A 14811-nucleotide genomic window follows, 5' to 3' on the forward strand; every position below is an offset into this window, starting at 1 on the left:
GCCCGTGCATCCACGGCTTGTCCTATTGATCAGTTGACCAATAGGACAAGTATACCGTGCAGCCCCTCGCCGCCCCAGAGACGGCGTTCCGCCATTTGCGGGCCTGAGCTGGGCCGTTGTCGCCCGGCGTCACCCCCGCCGCGATGCCGGAAGGTATCGCGAGGGGCCGCCGCCTTTACGCTGTAGATCGCGAAAAGCGCTCCCGGTAGAGCGACCGGGCGTACACGAGGAACATGACGAGCGCGATGCCGCCGTCGCTCCAGCTCTGGCCGCTCCCCGCGCGCGTCCCGCCGTACGTCACCACGCTCACTCCGTCGATCAGCAGGACGGCCGCCGCCACTCCGTACAGCGTCGCCCCGGCCAGCGGCACCACGCCCGGCCGCGGCGCCAGTCTCGCGGCGCCCAGACGGCGGCGCGCCAGCAGGTATCCGGCGAGCACCAGCAGGCCGAGCGCCCCGTAGACGACGCGCGTCCTCACGATCGCGTGAAGATGCTCATGGATCAGGGCGTTGAGGCAGTCGTGTCCCGCGTTTCCGACCGCCGCGCATCGCCGCGACGTGTAGCGCGCGGGCATGCCGCCCGCGACGAACGCCGTGCCGAAGAGCCGGCCGAGCGCCTCCGCGAGGAGCCCGCTCAGACCGATGGCGACCAGCCCGATCGCGCCGGAGGGCACGACCACCCGCGCGAACTCCGGAACGACCTCGCGCCAGGCGAGCCCTCCGCCGAACCGGCGCGCCACGACCCGCGGCGAGCCGAAGCGCGCGACGGCCCGGCGCCCGGCCTCCTCCTCCGTCAGCCCCTCCGCGACACCGTCGCGTATCGCGTCACGCAGGTGCTCCTCCGTCTCGGCGAGCACCCGGGGTACGTCGGCACCGGAGCCGCGCAACGCGACCGCGAGCCGGTGGAGGTAGCGCTCGATGTCGTTCACGCCAGCACCGCCCGTACACCCCCCGAGAACGTCCGCCACTCCTCGCGCATCTCGGTGAGGGCGGTGGCGCCCGCCGCGGTCAGCTCGTACAGCCGGCGCCGGCGGCCGGACTCGTCGGCCCAGTAGCTGCGCAGCAGCCCGCTCTTCTCCAGCCGGTGCAGCGCGGGGTAGACGGTGCCCTCCGGCAGGTCGAAGGCGCCCTCACTCCGGTCGCGGAGCTCACCGATGATCGCGTATCCGTGCGCCGCCCCGCGGGTGAGCACGGACAGCAGGAGCAGATCGAGATGCCCCTTGAGTTGCTCTCGTCTCATACCTCGCAATGCTAGGCATAGCCTTACGAGGTGTCCAGTGCCCGGTTGCCCGTGAAGGCTCGACCAGGAGCGGCGCGCGATCGCCACACCCCGGTCAGGCGAGGGGGACGGTGGCGAGCTCCTTGCGGGAAAGGACGCCCAGCTTGGGATATGCCTTGTTCAGGTGGTAGCCGACGGTGCGCCGGCTCAGGAACAGTCGCGCCGCGATCTCCTTGTTGGACAGGCCCTGCGCGGCAAGCCGGCTGACCTGCAGCTCCTGCGGGGTAAGGCCCCGCGTCGCCGATCCGGGTGAGCGCCGGGCCCCGGTCGCGCCCAGCTCGGCCGAGGCGCGTTTCGCCCACGGGTGGGCGCCGAGGGACTCGAAGGTTCCCCGTGCGCTGGACAGGTACGGACGGGCGTCCCCCTTGCGGCGCCGGCGGCGGAGCCACTCGCCGTACAGCAGGGCCGTGCGGGCCTGTTCGAAGGGACGGGGGTCCTTCTCATGCAGGTCCAGAGCCGTCCGGTAGTGGTCCTCGGCGTCCGGAGTCAGCAGCGCGCGGCAGCGGGCGACGAGCGCGTCGACGGACGGCTGGTCGATCCGGAAGGCCCAATCGGTGAGGTGGGTGAGCGCGTCGGCGGCCTCGGCCTGCATGGCCTGCCGCACCAGGGCCTCGACGACGTCGGGGATGCCGCGGGTCAGCGGGGTGCCGAACCGTACGGGCCCACGGGCGGCCAGGTCCAGGCGCGTCACGGCTCGCTCCGCGTGGCCCGCGCCGAGGTCGAGCAGGGCGAGTGCCCAGTGCGCCCAGGTGCCGCCGGGGGCGGCGGCCGGGCCGCCGAGCGCGTCGGCCGCGTGGGCCTGGCAGGAGTCCTCGTCGCCCTCGACGGCGGCCAGGTAGGCCAGGATGCCGTTGGCGTACCGGATCCACCAGACCAGGCCGGTGTCGAGCGCGAGCCTGAGCGCCTCCTGCGCGGTCGTCCGGGCGTTCGTGTGCTCGCCGAGCAGCACCTCGGCGGTGCTCTGCAGGCTGAGCATGGCGGCGAGCCAGCCCAGGCGTCCGCGCACCCGGCTTTCGGCCGCCATGGCTGCGAGCACGTCCCGTGTGTGGCGCTCCTGACCGGCGACGAGACCGCCGATGCCGATGAACGACAGGTCGTGCGGGCAGCGGACGGCGGCCTCCCGCGCCTCGGTGACCACCCGGCCGGGAGGCGGCAGCGTACCTGCCGGGGACCCGAGCGCGAGCCGGGTCATCCAGACCAGGAAGGCGTGCACGGAGGCCATCGGGTCGCCGTCGGGCGGCTCGAACGCCGTCAGCCGCGCTGCGGTGACCGCGAGCAGGTCCGTGTCGCCGGCGATCCACGCGGCGTTCGCGGCGGTGAGGTGCATCCGCAGTTCCTGGTGCGGATCGGTGCCCGCGATGTGGACCGCGCCCTCGGTCAACAGGGCGTGCGCCGAGCGCGGGCGGCCCTGCTTGAAGTCGGCGGTCGCCCGCACACGCGCGATCCGCGCGAGCAGCGGCGGGTCGGCGGCCAGCGCCGCGGCGCGTTCGGCGGCCGCTCGCGCGTCGTTGAGCCGGGCGGTCTCGGCGGCCGCCTCGCCCGCGAGCGTGAGCCGCCGGGCCTGGTCGGCGGGGGTCGAGCTGAGCCGTGCCGCCTGGTCGTAGGCCCTCGCGGCCGCCTCGTACCCGCCGCGTTCGCGCGCCCGCCGGGCGGTGTGTTCGAGTTCGGCGGCGACCCGGTCGTCGGTGCCGACGGTGGCCTTGGCCAGACGCCAGGCACGATGGTCGGCCTCCGCGGAACCGGTCAGCGCGGCGGCGAGGGCGGCGTGCGCGGCCAGTCGTTCCGCCAGCGCCGCGCGCGGGGTGGCGTGGCTGGTGGCGGGCCGGATGCTGCAGGGGCCGGCCGCCGGCGCAGCGTCCGGCGCGATCAGCGCCATGATGATCGATCTGCAGCGGCCCGGCTCCCGGCTGGGCGCGCTGATGACCAACGTGTCCTCCGCGGGCGGCAGCGCGCTCGGCGCCCTCGGATCAGGGCTGCTGGTCGAGTACGGCCCGGCACCCACGCGCCTGGTCTACTGGCTGCTGCTGGCGGTGTTCGGCGACTGCTGACGCTGGTGGCCGCCATGCCCGAGACGGTCACCGCCGACGGCGCCTGGCGCGGCTCGCTACGTCCGCAGGTGACGCTGCCGCCTCAGGTCCGCGGCGCCTACCTCGCGCTGCTCCCCTCCGTGGTGGCCACCTGGGCGCTGGCCGGGTTCTATCTCTCGCTCGGCCCGACCGTCATCGCCGCGCTGTCGCACTCGACCGACCATCTGCTGGGCGGCCTGGTGATCGTGGCGCTGAACGGTACCGGGGCGGTGATGGCGCTGCTGACCCGGGCCTGGTCGCCCGAACGGGCCCTCTACGGCGGATCCACCCTGCTGGTCACGGGGGGCGCGCTGGCAATGACCGCCCTGGCCGCGCAGCTCACGCCGCTGTTCGTCATCGGGACAGTGCTCGCCGGCGCGGGCTTCGGCCCGTCGTTCTCCGGCGCGCTGCGCACCCTCACCGGCCTGGGCCCACAGCACGCCGCGCCGAGGTCGTCACCGCGATCTACGTGGCGTCCTACCTCGGGCTGAGCCTGCCGGCGGTGGCCGCCGGGATCGCCGTCGTCCACCTCGGCCTGTTCGCCACCGCCTACGGCTATGGCGTGGGCGTCATCGGACTGGTCGCCCTGGCGGCCGCCGTCTCCCTGCGCGGCCGGCACCGCTCCGCCGCGGCCCGCGCCGCCGCCCCGCTGAGCCCCCACCACGACCTGCCGCCCTGCCCCGGCGGATCCCCCGCTCTCGCCCGGCACGCCTGACCGCTCCGCCCCCGAACCCCTTCCGATCACCGTTCTCAAAGGACATCACGATGTCGCTGTACACACCGTACGAACTCGGCTCACTCACCTTGGCCAACTGCGTCGCCATGTCGTCGATGACCCGCAACCGGGCCGCCTGGCCGCAGGGCACGCCGACCGAGCCGACCACGGTGGCTCGATCGAGAACCGCGTGCGCTTCACGGTGGAGGTCGTCGAGGCCGCCCGCGCGGCCGGGCTGCCGGTCGGGGTGAAGGTGTCACCGAACGGCGTCGTCAACGGCAGCGCGCCGTTCGACGACTGGCGCGAGCTCTACCTCCGGCTGGCCGCCGAGCTGGATCGGGCCGGCGCGGCGTATCTGAACGTGACCGCACAGGCGAGCCACCGCGAGCGCAACGGCCTCGGCCCGGCGTTCGATGAGGCGTTCCTCACCGAGGTCCGCGCCGCCTACCGCGGAACGCTGATCGTCGGCGGCGGCTACGACGCCGCGTCGGCGGAGCGGGCCGTCGCCGGCGGAACCGCGGACATGGTCGCCTTCGACCGGTCCTACGTCGCCAACCCCGACCTGGTGGAGCGGCTACGGACACGGCACCCGCTCGCCGAGGCGGACCTCGGCAAGCTCTACGGTGGCGGCGCCGAGGGATACACCGACTACCCGCCCATGACCGAGGCCGCGGCCTGACCACCCGCCACCCGGGTCGAGAGACGATCGTCGACCTCGGCGTCGTCCTTTACGTTGTAGATCACTCATTCCGCCGGCCCTCGCGCTCGCTACTGTGGTCCGCAGCAAAACCGAAGGAGGTTCGGGTGGATTTCGACCTGCCGGAGAGTGCCGTCGCCGTACGGGACGGGGTCGCCGCGATCGGCGCGCGCCACGGGCTGGACTACTGGGATCGCTGCGACGCGGACAAGCGCTGGCCCGAGGAGGTCTGGCGCGCGCTCGCCGACGGCGGTTGGCTCGGCCTCGCCGTGCCCGAGGAGTACGGCGGCGGCGGGCAGGGCCTGCTCGAGCTCGCGGTCGCCGCCGAGGCCCTCGCCGCCTCCGGGGCGGGCGCGGCGGCCTCCTTCCTCTACCTGCTCACCCCCGCCTTCGGCGCCTTGACCATCGCCCGCCACGGCACCGAGGAGCAGAAGCGCGCGCTGCTGCCCGCCCTGGCCGCCGGCCGGTCGGAGACCTGCTTCGCCATCACCGAGCCCGACGCCGGGAGCAACGCGATCAACATCGCCACCCAGGCCCGCCGTGACGGTGAGGACTTCCTGGTCACCGGCCAGAAGATCTGGATCTCCGGAGTCGAGCGCGCCCGCCACATGGTCCTGGTCGCCCGGACGATCCCGGCCGCCGAGGCGAAGCCGCGGGTCAGCGGGTTCACGATCCTGCTGGTGGACATCGAGGAGGCGGTCGCGGCCGGCACCCTGACCTACCGGCCGATCCCCAAGCTCGGCACCAACACGGTCGCCTCGAACATGGTCTTCCTCGACGACGTCCGCGTCCCCGCCGCGAACGTCATCGGCCGGGTGGACGAGGGCTTCGCCGTGCTGTGGGACATCCTCAACCCCGAACGGATCATCGCCGCCGCCGGCGCGGTCGGCAGCGGTGAACTGTGCCTCAAGGTGGCCTGCGACTACGCGAAGGACCGCGCTCCGTTCGGGCGGCCCATCGGCGCCAACCAGGCGGTCGCGTTCCCGCTCGCGCGGGTCAAGGCCCAGGTGGAGCTGGCCCGCCTGATGACGTACAAGGCGGCGTGGCTGTGGGACCGGCAGCGGCCCTGCGGCTCGGAGGCCAACATCGCCAAGCTCACCGCCGCGGAGGCGGGCTGGCAGGCGGCCGACCGGATGTTCCAGGCGCACGGCGGCATGGCCTACTCCCTGGAATATCCGGTGGCCCGGCTGTTCCGCGACGCCCGGATCGGCAAGAGCATCCCGGTCGCGGAGGAACTCGTCCTGGCGCACATCGCCCAGCACGAGCTGGGACTGCCGAAGTCCTACTGAGCCCGCGGCGCCCGGGGGTGACCGGCGCCGGCCCGCCGATGGTGACCGTCCGGCGCCGGGCCCGCGTCAGGTCCAGGGCGGCGTGTCAGGCGGACGCGGCGTGGAAGTAGTGGCCCTTGTCGAGATCGTCGATGAGCCCGGGCTGAGCCGGCCGCCAGTCCATCCACTGGCGGGTCAGCGCGCTCGAGGCCGGGCTGTCGGCCGCGAACATGGGGGCCAGCCAGCCGAAACGCTCGCCCGCGTCTTCGGGGGATACGGCGGCCACCGGAAGGCCGAGGTGCCGGCCGATCACTTCGGCGATGGCGCGGGTCGGCACGCCCTCGTCGGCGACGGGATGCAGCACCGATCCCGCCGGGGCCTTCTCCAGCGCCAGGCGGAACAGGTTCGCGGCGTCGAGCCGGTGCACGGCGGGCCAGCGGTTGGTCCCGTCCCCGACGTGGCCGGAGAAGCCGTTGGCGCGGGCGAAGCCGACCAGGGCCGCCACGAAGCCGGGGTCACCCTCCCCGTGCACCGTCGGGGGCAGGCGCAGCACGGATGAGCGGACGCCGCGGGACGCGAGGGACAGCGTCAGCTGCGCGGTGGCCATCCGGGCGCTCGGCCCCGCCTGGGCCGGCGCGGGCTCCCGGCCGTCCCGTTCGGTCGCGACCTGCCCGGGAGCGAGCCCGAGCAGCCCGGAGGCGAGGACGAACGGGCGATCGGATCCGGCGAGCGCCTCGGCGAACGTCTCGACCGCACGGCGGTCCGCGTCGGCGGCGCCCTGGAAGTCGCCCGAGAAGGCGATGTCGTGCTTGAACGCGAGGTGGATCACGCCGTCGGACGCGGCGGCCGCGCTCCTCAGGGTGTCGAGATCGTCGAGAGTGCCGCGCCGCACCTGGGCCCCGGCCGCGGTGAGGGCGGCGGCCGAGGCGTCCGAGCGCGCCAGCCCGGTGACCTGGTGACCTGCGCCGATGAGCTCGGGAACGACGGCGGAGCCGATCCAGCCGGACGCGCCGGTGACGAAAACGCGCATGACGAAACCTCCGATGAGTGGACGTCCTCGGCGAGGAGGACGCGCGAGGGGCGACCGATGTCAGCCGCTGTCATCACAATACAGCAAGCATGTCAGTCGCTGTCATCAGGCTACGATCGGGGGCATGGGTCGATGGCAGCCGAACGCGCGCGGCAGGCTCGCGCAGGCGGCACTGGAGCTCTACGCCGAACGCGGGTTCGAACAGACCACGGTGGCGGAGATCGCCAAGCGGGCCGGGCTGACGGAGCGTACGTTCTTCCGGCACTACGCCGACAAGCGTGAGGTCCTGTTCGCCGGTGGGGCCGTGCTGGAGGACCTGTTCGTACGCGCCGTCACCGACGCGCCGGACTCCGCCGCCCCGATCGACGCGGTGGCCGCGGCCCTGGAGACCACGGGCACCGTGCTCCTGGACCGTGAGTTCTCCCGGCAGCGGCAGGCCATCATCGACGCGAACGCCGAGCTGCGCGAGCGCGAGCTGATCAAGCTGTCCTCCCTCGCCTCGGCACTCACCGGCGCGCTGCGCGGGCGCGGCGTCCCGGACCTGGCCGCGAGCCTGGCCGCCGAGGCGGGAATCGCCGTCTTCAAGGTCGCGTTCGTCCGCTGGATCGGCGAGGCCGAGAACAAGGACCTACCACAGCTCATCCGCGAGTCACTCGACGAGCTCAAGGCCGTGACCACGGGCTCGTAGGCCTGCCTCGAAGTCCCGCTGACGGGCGTTCAGGAGCGCTCGGGCAGGCGTACGGCCACCGCCGGGTCGTGCGCCGCGCGCAGGTCGCGTTTGAGGATCTTGCCGGAGTGGTTGCGCGGGATCGCCTCGGCGAACTCGTACCAGCGCGGACGCTTGAAGGCCCCGAGGCGCTCGCGGCAGTGCGTGTCCAGCTCCTCGGCGCCGACCGGCTCGCGGACCACCACCAGGGCCTTGACCGCCTCGCCCCAGCGGCGGTCGGGCACGCCGATGACCGCGGCGTCGCCGACCGCCGGGTGGGCGAGCAGCACGCGTTCGACCTCGGCGGAGTAGACGTTCTCCCCGCCCGTTTTGATCATGTCCTTGGCGCGGTCGACGAAGAAGAGGTACCCGTCGTCGTCGCGGCGCATCACGTCGCCCGTGTGCAGGAATCCGCCGCGCAACGTCTCGGCGGTCGCCTCGGGCAGGTTCGCGTACCCGGCCATCGTCGACGGGCCGCGGACCAGCAGCTCCCCCACGTCGCCCGGCGGCGCGTCGACCATCACGTCGAAGGCGGGCAGCGGGCGGCCGGCGGTGCCCGGCCGCGCCAGCTCGTCGGCGAGGGTGGAGACGGACACGAAGTTGCCCGCCTCGGTCGAGCCGTACACGCCCCGGTAGTCGATGCCGGTTTCGGCGAGCATCCGCAGCGTCGCGGCCCGCTCGGTGCCCGCCATGCCGTACACCAGGCGGATCGGCCGGGCCGCGGGGTGCCGGAGCGCCCGGCGCGTGCCGGCCGGGAAGATCGCCACCGTGACGCCGTGCTCGGTCACCAGCGACCATGTCTCATCCAGGCCCGCGCCGGACGGGAAGACCACGGTGCCGCCCGTCGCCAGGTGGGCGAGCGCCGCGCCGTACCCGGCGACGTGGAAGAGCGGCAGCGTCGCGAGCAGCCGGTCGTCGGCGGTGACGCCCAGCCCCTGCACGGCGTTGGCCGTCGCGGCCACCCAGCCGCGGTTCGTCAGCAGGCAGCCCTTCGGCCGCCCGGTCGTCCCGGAGGTGTACAGGCTGATCACCGGGCTGTCGGCGCCGGGCCGCGGCGGAAGCGGCCCGGTGGCCGCGCCGAGCCGGGCCTCCAGCTCCTCGCCGATCACCCAGTGGGCCAGGCCGAGCAGCCCGGACGCACGCGCGAGCGGTTCGAGCGCGGGATGCACCACCGCGTGCGCGGCGGCGGCGTCCTCGACCTGAAAGCGGATCTCGGCCGGCGCCAGGCGGACGTTGAGCGGCACCACGCACGCGCCGAGCAGCGACGCGGCGAACGCGGTCTCCAGCGCCTCCGGCATGTTGACGGTCAGCAGCGCGATCCGGCCGCCCGGCCGCACGCCACCGGCGGCGAACACCCCGGCCAGCCGTTCGACGCGCTCCGCGAGCTCCCCGTACGTGCGGCGGCCGCCCGTCCAGGCGAAGGCGGTGCGTGACGGCCACAGCGCACCGCCGCGATGAGCGAGATCTCCGAGCAGCATCCGCCCTCCCGGTCCGCGCGTGCTCCCCCGGATCGGAGGGAACCTCATCCAGGAGAACACAACACCAGGAGCGATTTCGATGCCCAAGCCGTACGCCAGCACCGTCCTGCCGGTCTCCGCCGACCGGGTGTGGGCCTACCTCCGCGACTTCGGCAACATCGCCGAGTGGCATCCGGGCATCGTGACGGGCGAGCTGGAACACGGCGCCGGCGACCAGGTCGGCTCGGTGCGCCGGCTGACGGGGCCGGGCGGTGAGGTGTTCCGCGAACGCCTGGTCGCGCTGGACGACGGCGAGCGCACCTCGACGTACGACCTGTTCGAGGGGCCGTTCCCGGTCCGGTTCTACCGCGCGACGCTGAGGGTGGCGCCGGTGACGGACACCGGGCTCGCCTTCGCCGAGTGGTTCGCGCGCTACGACGCCGACGCTCAGGACGAGGCGTGGCTGACCAAGACGTTCGCGCGTGGCATCTTCGCCACCGGCCTGGCCGCGCTCCAGGAGCGGTTCACCTGACCGGTGCTCAGAACCTCGGTGAGCGCTTCTCGCGGAGGGCACGGACGCCCTCGCGCAGGTCCGGGCCGGCGAAGCCGAAGAACTCCATCGCGAGCGACGCGTCGAAGGCGGGGCCGGCCGTGCGGAGCCAGTTGTTGAGCGCCAGCTTGGTGAACCCGATGGCCTGGGTGGCTCCCCCGGCCAGACGGCCGGCGATCTCCAGGGCCCTCTCGTGCACCTCGTCGTCGTCGACGCAGACGCTGACCAGCCCGATGCGCTCGGCCTCCTCGCCCGTCAGCGGCTCGCACAGCAGCAGGTGGTACTTGGCCTTGGCCAGCCCGCACAGCAGCGGCCAGACGATCGCGGCGTGGTCGCCGGCCGCGACGCCGAGCCGGGTGTGACCGTCGATGATCTTCGCGGTGCGGCCGGCGACCGAGATGTCGGCGAGCAGGGCGACGGCGAGTCCCGCGCCGACCGCCGGGCCCTGGATCGCGCTCACGACCGGCTTGGCGCAGTTGATGACGTTGTAGACGATGTCGCGGGCCTCGCGCAGGACGCGGGAGCGCACCTCGTAGTCGGCCATCATCTCCTCGATCATGTCGAGGTCGCCGCCGGCCGAGAACGCCGTGCCCTCGCCGCGGACGACGATGGCGCGCACGTCGTCGTCGGCGTCGGCGTCGCGCCAGATCTCGGCGAGCTCGCGGTGGCCGGTCGCGTCGACGGCGTTGAGCCGTCCGGGCGCGCTCAGCGTCACTCGCAGGACTCCGTCGGCGGCCCAGTCGATCTTCAGTCGCTCGTACGACGCGTAGCTCATCGCTCCTCCTGACCGAACGAGCGCCGGAGACGGTCCGCCACCCACGCGCGGGCCGTGGCGGCGTCGTCGAACACCTCCGGCATCGTGATGAAATTGTGGATCATGCCGTCGAAACGGCGAAGCTCGACCGGCACACCGGCGGCGGCGAGGGCGCGGGCGTACTCCTCTCCCTCGTCGCGGAGGATGTCGTACTCGGCCGTGAGGATCGTCGCCGGCGGCAGCCCGGACAGGTCGGGGGCGCGCAGCGGCGCGACGCGCGGGTCGGAGCGGTCGGCGGCGCCGAGGTAGTGCCCGAAGAACCAGGCCATCGCGGCCGCGCTCAGGCCGTAGCCCTCGCCGAACTCGGTGAAGCTGGGCGAGTCGAGCCCGGAGTCGGTGTTGGGGCACATCAGTAGCTGGTGGGCGAGCGCCATGCCCTCGTCGCGGGCGAGGCGCGCGACGACGGCCGCGAGGTTGCCGCCGGCGCTGTCACCGCCCACGGCCACCGCGTCCGGTGCGACCCCGTAGTGCCCGGCGCGCCGTACGACGTCGGCCGTCACCGCGTAGGCGTCCTCGACCGCGGCCGGGAACGGGTGCTCGGGCGCCAGCCGGTAGTCGGCGCTGACGACGACGCAGCCCGCCTCGGCGGCGAGTCGGCGGCACATCGGGTCGGCGGAGTTCAGGTCGCCGATCGACCAGCCGCCGCCGTGGAAGTAGACGAGTGCGGGCAGCACGCCGTCCGCCGGGCGGTAGGTGCGGATCGGGATCGCGCCGACGGCGGCGTCCTCGACCGCCGCCAGCTCCGGTCCGGCGCCCCGGTGGGGGTTCATCCGGGTGGCGGCGCGCATCTCGGCGATATCGGGCTCCGCCGGGGCCGCGCCGGTCCGCATGATCTCCAGGAACGCGACTGACTGCGGATGCAGCGGCATGCGTTCGACCTCCAGACTCGGCTTGCGCCGACCCTATCCCAGGCGCGTCGCGGCCCCGGGCCGGTGAGTTCGCGCGGAGACCAGGGCTCGCCCGAAGGGGTTCCGGCGGTCGCTCAGCCGCGGGCCTCGGCGACGAGCGCCTCGATGAGGCGCGGGTCGTCGGCCTCTTCCGGGTGCCACTGCACACCGACGCCGAAGCGGTGTCCCTGGAGCTCGATCGCCTCGATGATCTGGTCGTCGGCCCAGGCGACCGTGGACAGGCCCTTGCCCAGCCGCCGGACCGCCTGGTGGTGGCCGCTCATCACCTCGGCGTGGTCACCGAGGGTCTTGCCGAGCATGCTGGTCGCGGAGATCTGGACGCGGTGCCGGCCGAACCGGCCCGGCGAGGGCTGGTGCGCGTGACCGCCGATGACGTCGGGCAGGTGTTGGATGAGGCTGCCCTCGCGTATGACGTTGAGCGCCTGCATGCCGCGGCCGATGGCGAGGAAGGGCAGGTCCGCGTCGATCGCCGCGCGCAGGAGCGCGAACTCGAAGCGGTCGCGGTGCGGCTGCGGCGGGCCGGTCTGCTCGTGCGGCTCCTCGCCGTACCGGGACGGCTCGATGTCGCCGCCGCCGGAGAAGATGAGGCCGTCGAGCCGCTCGATGAGGACCGGGATCGTGGCGCGCACCGAGGGCGGCACGAGGACGGGCACGGCACGCGCTCGTTCGAGCGCTCGCTGGTACGCCACCGGGAGCAGCACCGCCTCGCGCACCCAGTCGGCCCAGCGCGCGGCTTCGAGGCCGGACGTGATTCCGATGAGCGGGGGAACCGCGCCGTACGTCGCCCCTGCCATGCCAGAGCCCCCTCCTGGACGCCGCGCCTACGGACGCCTGATCGCTTCTGATCATCATTGCGCATAGCCGCGCCTTTCGGGCCCATCCCCACCAAGCGCCCGATCCACCACCTTCCGGACGGATTCGCCGGGTGCACGCCGGCCGCCCTCGGCGGGCGCCTCGCCCGGCGGCGCCTCGCCACGGGATGACGGAACCCGCTCCCGAGTGAACAATCCTTCGAACTCGTTGGTATTTCTTCTAACACTCTCGGAGGTGAGGATATCAGCGACGCCAGTAAAACGATCTTATACCGGTCGGTATTTGTCGCCGCTCGGCAATCACTCTCCGATCACAAGCAATCGATTACTGATTACAGTACGTATATGCCCGGACTCTACCGCCGTAGGTGGTTGATGTTCTCCCTGGTGAGATGCGAAACTTCCTCCGGGGGAAATGTGATCGAGGTCATCGAACCGACAGTGGGGGGATTGATGAAATCGGTGAATCCCCGGATCATCAAAGAGAGCTTTGCCCTCTTCGAGGGGAAAGAGGAGGACATTTCAGCCTATTTCTACGGCCGCCTATTCGCCGAGAACCCGCGCCTGCGCGCACTCTTCCCGCCGGCCATGAACCACCAGCGCGATCGTTTCTTCCACGCCCTCCGGAAGATCGTCTGGAGCATCGACAGCCCCGGCACTCTGTCGACGTTCCTGTCACGGCTGGGCCGTGACCACCACAGGTTCGGGGTGACGCGCGAGCACTACGACGCGATGGGGCGGGCGCTGCTGGCCACGCTGCGCAGGTTCGGCGGTGACGCCTGGACCGCCGAGATGGAGTGCGCGTGGCGGCACGCCTACGCCACCGCGGCCACGATGATGGCCGAGGCCGCCGAGTCCTCGCCGCTGCCGCCGTGGTGGACCGCGGAGGTCGTCGAGCACGAGCTGCGCCGGCCCGACGTCGCGGCGCTGACCGTACGCCCCGGCTCGACGCTCCCGTACCGGGCGGGCCAGTACGTCACCGTCCAGACCGCGCGCTGGCCGTGGACGTGGCGGCCGTACTCCGTCGCCAACGCCCCGCGCCCGGACGGGTTGCTGCGCTTCCACGTACGCGCGCTGCCCGGAGGGTGGGTCGGCGGGACGCTCGTCCGGCACACCAAGATCGGCGACACGCTGCTGCTCGGCCACGCGGCCGGCACGATGACCCTCGACCCCGACTCCGACCGGCCCATCCTCTGCGTCGCCGGCGGCACCGGCCTGGCCCCGCTCAAGGCCCTGGTCGAGGAGGCGGTCGAGAAGGACCTGCGCCGCGACATCCACCTGCTCGTCGGCGCACGCACGTCCGCCGACCTGTACGACCTGCCGGACCTGCGGGCCCTGGAAGAACGGACGCCGTGGCTGCGGGTCGTCCCGGTCGTGTCCGAGGACCCGTCCCACGACGGCCTGCACGGCCTCGTACCGGACGTCCTCGACCGCTTCCCCGACTGGTCGCGCCACGACGCCTACGTGGCGGGACCGCCGGAGATGATCCAGCGCACGGTCACGGCCCTGGACGAGCTCGGCGTCCCCGCCGGCCACATCCACTACGACCGGATCGACCAGTAGGACCTCTCCTGGCGCGGCCGGGGCGCGTCGCGACGGCCGAGGGGCCGTACTCAGCGGTGCCGTGTCTCGCCGCGCCGCCGCAGGAAGGCGGCGGTCTCGTCGTCGGCGGGGAAGAACGCCTCGATGGCCAGTTCGGCGAGGGTGACGTCCTCGGCGGTGCCGAAGGTCGTGACCGTGCTGAAGAAGGCGAGCACCTGGTCGTCGTACCGCAGCCGGGTGGGCAGCGCGATGTCGTGTGACGGCTCGTGCGGACCGTCATCGGCGCCGCCGCCGTACGCCCGGGTCTCCTCGTGCAGCGCCGTGAGCTCCGGGTCCCCGGTCAGCGCGACCTGCCGCGCCATCCGCGCGACGAGGTGCGCCCGCACCTCCGGCAGGTTGACCGCACGCGCGGCGAGCCCACGCGGATGCAGCGCGAGGCGGTGGATGTTGATCGGCGGACGCACCAGGTCCTCGGGCACGCCCTCCAGGAAGAGCATGGCCGCCTCGTTGGCCATGACGAGGTTCCAGACCCGGTCGACGACGATGGCGGGGTACGGCTCGTGCCCGTCGAGCACCCGGTTGAGCGCCTCCCGCGCCGGCCGCATCTCCGGCGAGTCGATCGACCGCTCCCGGTAGACGGGCGCGAACCCGGCCGCCATGAGCAGGCCGTTCCGCTCGCGCAGGGGCACGTCGAGGCGTTCGGTGAGCCGCAGCACCATGTCGCGGCTCGGCCTGGCACGGCCGGTCTCCAGAAAACTGAGGTGACGGGTGGAGATCCCGGCCTCGTTGGACAGCTCGAGCTGGCTGAGCCGGCGACGGCGACGCCAGTCACGCAGCAGATCCCCGACGGGCCGGGTGGCGGTAGCGGTAACCATAGTGCCCGCACGCTACCCATCCCTCCGCCCACCGGCGATTACCCGGGAGGTAACGCGGGCCGTTCCGCGCGGACTCCGCAGGGAGGCTGCGGC

At 73.0% G+C, this 14811-nt stretch carries 17 protein-coding genes; 8 read left to right on the plus strand and 9 right to left on the minus strand.

What is annotated here, in order from left to right; all coding sequences use genetic code 11:
• Positions 1 to 175: 175 nt before the first annotated feature.
• The 3 genes from OG417_RS30800 to OG417_RS30810 all read right to left on the minus strand — a co-directional run bounded on the left by OG417_RS30800 (position 176) and on the right by OG417_RS30810 (position 3154).
• A complete protein-coding gene (locus OG417_RS30800; RefSeq protein ID WP_329235974.1) occupies positions 176 to 928 on the minus strand; it encodes an HAAS signaling domain-containing protein in 753 nt (250 codons plus the stop codon).
• Positions 925 to 1239 carry a PadR family transcriptional regulator gene (locus OG417_RS30805; RefSeq protein WP_329235976.1) on the minus strand — a complete coding sequence of 105 codons (315 nt, stop codon included), beginning with the start codon at positions 1237 to 1239 and terminating at the stop codon, positions 925 to 927. The genes OG417_RS30800 and OG417_RS30805 overlap by 4 nt, the downstream gene beginning before the upstream one ends.
• 94 nt (positions 1240 to 1333) lie before the next feature.
• Entirely contained in the window at positions 1334 to 3154 is a 1821-nt protein-coding gene (locus OG417_RS30810) for a helix-turn-helix transcriptional regulator (RefSeq protein WP_329235978.1), read from the minus strand.
• Between OG417_RS30810 and OG417_RS30815 the strand changes: the two genes are divergently transcribed.
• The 5 genes from OG417_RS30815 to OG417_RS30835 all read left to right on the plus strand — a co-directional run bounded on the left by OG417_RS30815 (position 3153) and on the right by OG417_RS30835 (position 6045).
• Positions 3153 to 3326 carry a hypothetical protein gene (locus OG417_RS30815; RefSeq protein ID WP_329235980.1) on the plus strand — a complete coding sequence of 58 codons (174 nt, stop codon included), beginning with the start codon at positions 3153 to 3155 and terminating at the stop codon, positions 3324 to 3326. The two genes, OG417_RS30810 and OG417_RS30815, sit on opposite strands and share 2 nt — an antisense overlap.
• Before the next feature lie 14 nt (positions 3327 to 3340).
• Positions 3341 to 3835: a hypothetical protein gene (locus OG417_RS30820; protein WP_329235982.1), complete on the plus strand. Its 495-nt coding sequence runs from the start codon at positions 3341 to 3343 to the stop codon at positions 3833 to 3835.
• Positions 3814 to 4059 carry a hypothetical protein gene (locus OG417_RS30825; protein WP_329235984.1) on the plus strand — a complete coding sequence of 82 codons (246 nt, stop codon included), beginning with the start codon at positions 3814 to 3816 and terminating at the stop codon, positions 4057 to 4059. Before OG417_RS30820 ends, OG417_RS30825 begins: the two co-directional genes overlap by 22 nt.
• Before the next feature lie 136 nt (positions 4060 to 4195).
• Positions 4196 to 4738 carry an oxidoreductase gene (locus OG417_RS30830; protein ID WP_329262738.1) on the plus strand — a complete coding sequence of 181 codons (543 nt, stop codon included), beginning with the start codon at positions 4196 to 4198 and terminating at the stop codon, positions 4736 to 4738.
• A gap of 125 nt (positions 4739 to 4863) precedes the next feature.
• On the plus strand, positions 4864 to 6045 hold the full coding sequence (locus OG417_RS30835) for an acyl-CoA dehydrogenase family protein (RefSeq protein WP_329235986.1): 1182 nt from the start codon (positions 4864 to 4866) through the stop codon (positions 6043 to 6045).
• A gap of 85 nt (positions 6046 to 6130) precedes the next feature.
• Here the strand turns inward: OG417_RS30835 and OG417_RS30840 are convergent, their stop codons facing one another.
• Complete coding sequence (locus OG417_RS30840) at positions 6131 to 7054, minus strand: SDR family oxidoreductase (protein ID WP_329235989.1); 924 nt, start codon at positions 7052 to 7054, stop codon at positions 6131 to 6133.
• A gap of 124 nt (positions 7055 to 7178) precedes the next feature.
• Here OG417_RS30840 and OG417_RS30845 point away from each other — a divergent pair, with 124 nt between their 5' ends.
• On the plus strand, positions 7179 to 7742 hold the full coding sequence (locus tag OG417_RS30845) for a TetR/AcrR family transcriptional regulator (protein ID WP_329235991.1): 564 nt from the start codon (positions 7179 to 7181) through the stop codon (positions 7740 to 7742).
• 29 nt (positions 7743 to 7771) lie between these two features.
• Here OG417_RS30845 and OG417_RS30850 read toward each other — a convergent pair whose 3' ends face one another.
• Positions 7772 to 9238 (minus strand): class I adenylate-forming enzyme family protein, encoded by a 1467-nt coding sequence (locus OG417_RS30850; protein ID WP_329235993.1) that lies wholly within the window; start codon positions 9236 to 9238, stop codon positions 7772 to 7774.
• 79 nt (positions 9239 to 9317) lie between these two features.
• Between OG417_RS30850 and OG417_RS30855 the strand changes: the two genes are divergently transcribed.
• Positions 9318 to 9749, plus strand: coding sequence for an SRPBCC family protein (locus OG417_RS30855; RefSeq protein WP_329235996.1), 432 nt, complete (start codon positions 9318 to 9320; stop codon positions 9747 to 9749).
• 7 nt (positions 9750 to 9756) lie between these two features.
• Here OG417_RS30855 and OG417_RS30860 read toward each other — a convergent pair whose 3' ends face one another.
• The 3 genes from OG417_RS30860 to OG417_RS30870 all read right to left on the minus strand — a co-directional run bounded on the left by OG417_RS30860 (position 9757) and on the right by OG417_RS30870 (position 12283).
• Positions 9757 to 10542, minus strand: coding sequence for an enoyl-CoA hydratase/isomerase family protein (locus tag OG417_RS30860; protein ID WP_329235998.1), 786 nt, complete (start codon positions 10540 to 10542; stop codon positions 9757 to 9759).
• The gene (locus OG417_RS30865) at positions 10539 to 11450 is read right to left on the minus strand and encodes an alpha/beta hydrolase (protein ID WP_329236001.1); all 912 of its coding nucleotides are present in this window, start codon (positions 11448 to 11450) and stop codon (positions 10539 to 10541) included. Before OG417_RS30865 ends, OG417_RS30860 begins: the two co-directional genes overlap by 4 nt.
• Positions 11451 to 11563: 113 nt before the next feature.
• Positions 11564 to 12283: a gamma-glutamyl-gamma-aminobutyrate hydrolase family protein gene (locus tag OG417_RS30870; protein WP_329236003.1), complete on the minus strand. Its 720-nt coding sequence runs from the start codon at positions 12281 to 12283 to the stop codon at positions 11564 to 11566.
• A gap of 471 nt (positions 12284 to 12754) precedes the next feature.
• Here OG417_RS30870 and OG417_RS30875 point away from each other — a divergent pair, with 471 nt between their 5' ends.
• Positions 12755 to 13864 (plus strand): globin domain-containing protein, encoded by a 1110-nt coding sequence (locus OG417_RS30875; protein ID WP_329236005.1) that lies wholly within the window; start codon positions 12755 to 12757, stop codon positions 13862 to 13864.
• A gap of 50 nt (positions 13865 to 13914) precedes the next feature.
• Here OG417_RS30875 and OG417_RS30880 read toward each other — a convergent pair whose 3' ends face one another.
• Positions 13915 to 14718 carry a helix-turn-helix transcriptional regulator gene (locus tag OG417_RS30880; protein WP_329236007.1) on the minus strand — a complete coding sequence of 268 codons (804 nt, stop codon included), beginning with the start codon at positions 14716 to 14718 and terminating at the stop codon, positions 13915 to 13917.
• Positions 14719 to 14811: the final 93 nt, after the last annotated feature.

This window comes from Actinoallomurus sp. NBC_01490, from assembly GCF_036227085.1.
In the GTDB taxonomy this organism is placed as follows: domain Bacteria; phylum Actinomycetota; class Actinomycetes; order Streptosporangiales; family Streptosporangiaceae; genus Actinoallomurus; species Actinoallomurus oryzae.

Coding starts and splice junctions, on each gene's coding strand:
- OG417_RS30805 (WP_329235976.1), bottom strand. CDS start 1,239: ATGAGACGAGAGCAACTCAAGGGGCATCTCGATCTGCTCCTGCTGTCC.
- OG417_RS30815 (WP_329235980.1), top strand. CDS start 3,153: ATGATGATCGATCTGCAGCGGCCCGGCTCCCGGCTGGGCGCGCTGATG.
- OG417_RS30810 (WP_329235978.1), bottom strand. CDS start 3,154: ATGGCGCTGATCGCGCCGGACGCTGCGCCGGCGGCCGGCCCCTGCAGC.
- OG417_RS30820 (WP_329235982.1), top strand. CDS start 3,341: ATGCCCGAGACGGTCACCGCCGACGGCGCCTGGCGCGGCTCGCTACGT.
- OG417_RS30840 (WP_329235989.1), bottom strand. CDS start 7,054: ATGCGCGTTTTCGTCACCGGCGCGTCCGGCTGGATCGGCTCCGCCGTC.
- OG417_RS30845 (WP_329235991.1), top strand. CDS start 7,179: ATGGGTCGATGGCAGCCGAACGCGCGCGGCAGGCTCGCGCAGGCGGCA.
- OG417_RS30850 (WP_329235993.1), bottom strand. CDS start 9,238: ATGCTGCTCGGAGATCTCGCTCATCGCGGCGGTGCGCTGTGGCCGTCA.
- OG417_RS30855 (WP_329235996.1), top strand. CDS start 9,318: ATGCCCAAGCCGTACGCCAGCACCGTCCTGCCGGTCTCCGCCGACCGG.
- OG417_RS30860 (WP_329235998.1), bottom strand. CDS start 10,542: ATGAGCTACGCGTCGTACGAGCGACTGAAGATCGACTGGGCCGCCGAC.
- OG417_RS30865 (WP_329236001.1), bottom strand. CDS start 11,450: ATGCCGCTGCATCCGCAGTCAGTCGCGTTCCTGGAGATCATGCGGACC.
- OG417_RS30870 (WP_329236003.1), bottom strand. CDS start 12,283: ATGGCAGGGGCGACGTACGGCGCGGTTCCCCCGCTCATCGGAATCACG.
- OG417_RS30875 (WP_329236005.1), top strand. CDS start 12,755: ATGAAATCGGTGAATCCCCGGATCATCAAAGAGAGCTTTGCCCTCTTC.
- OG417_RS30880 (WP_329236007.1), bottom strand. CDS start 14,718: ATGGTTACCGCTACCGCCACCCGGCCCGTCGGGGATCTGCTGCGTGAC.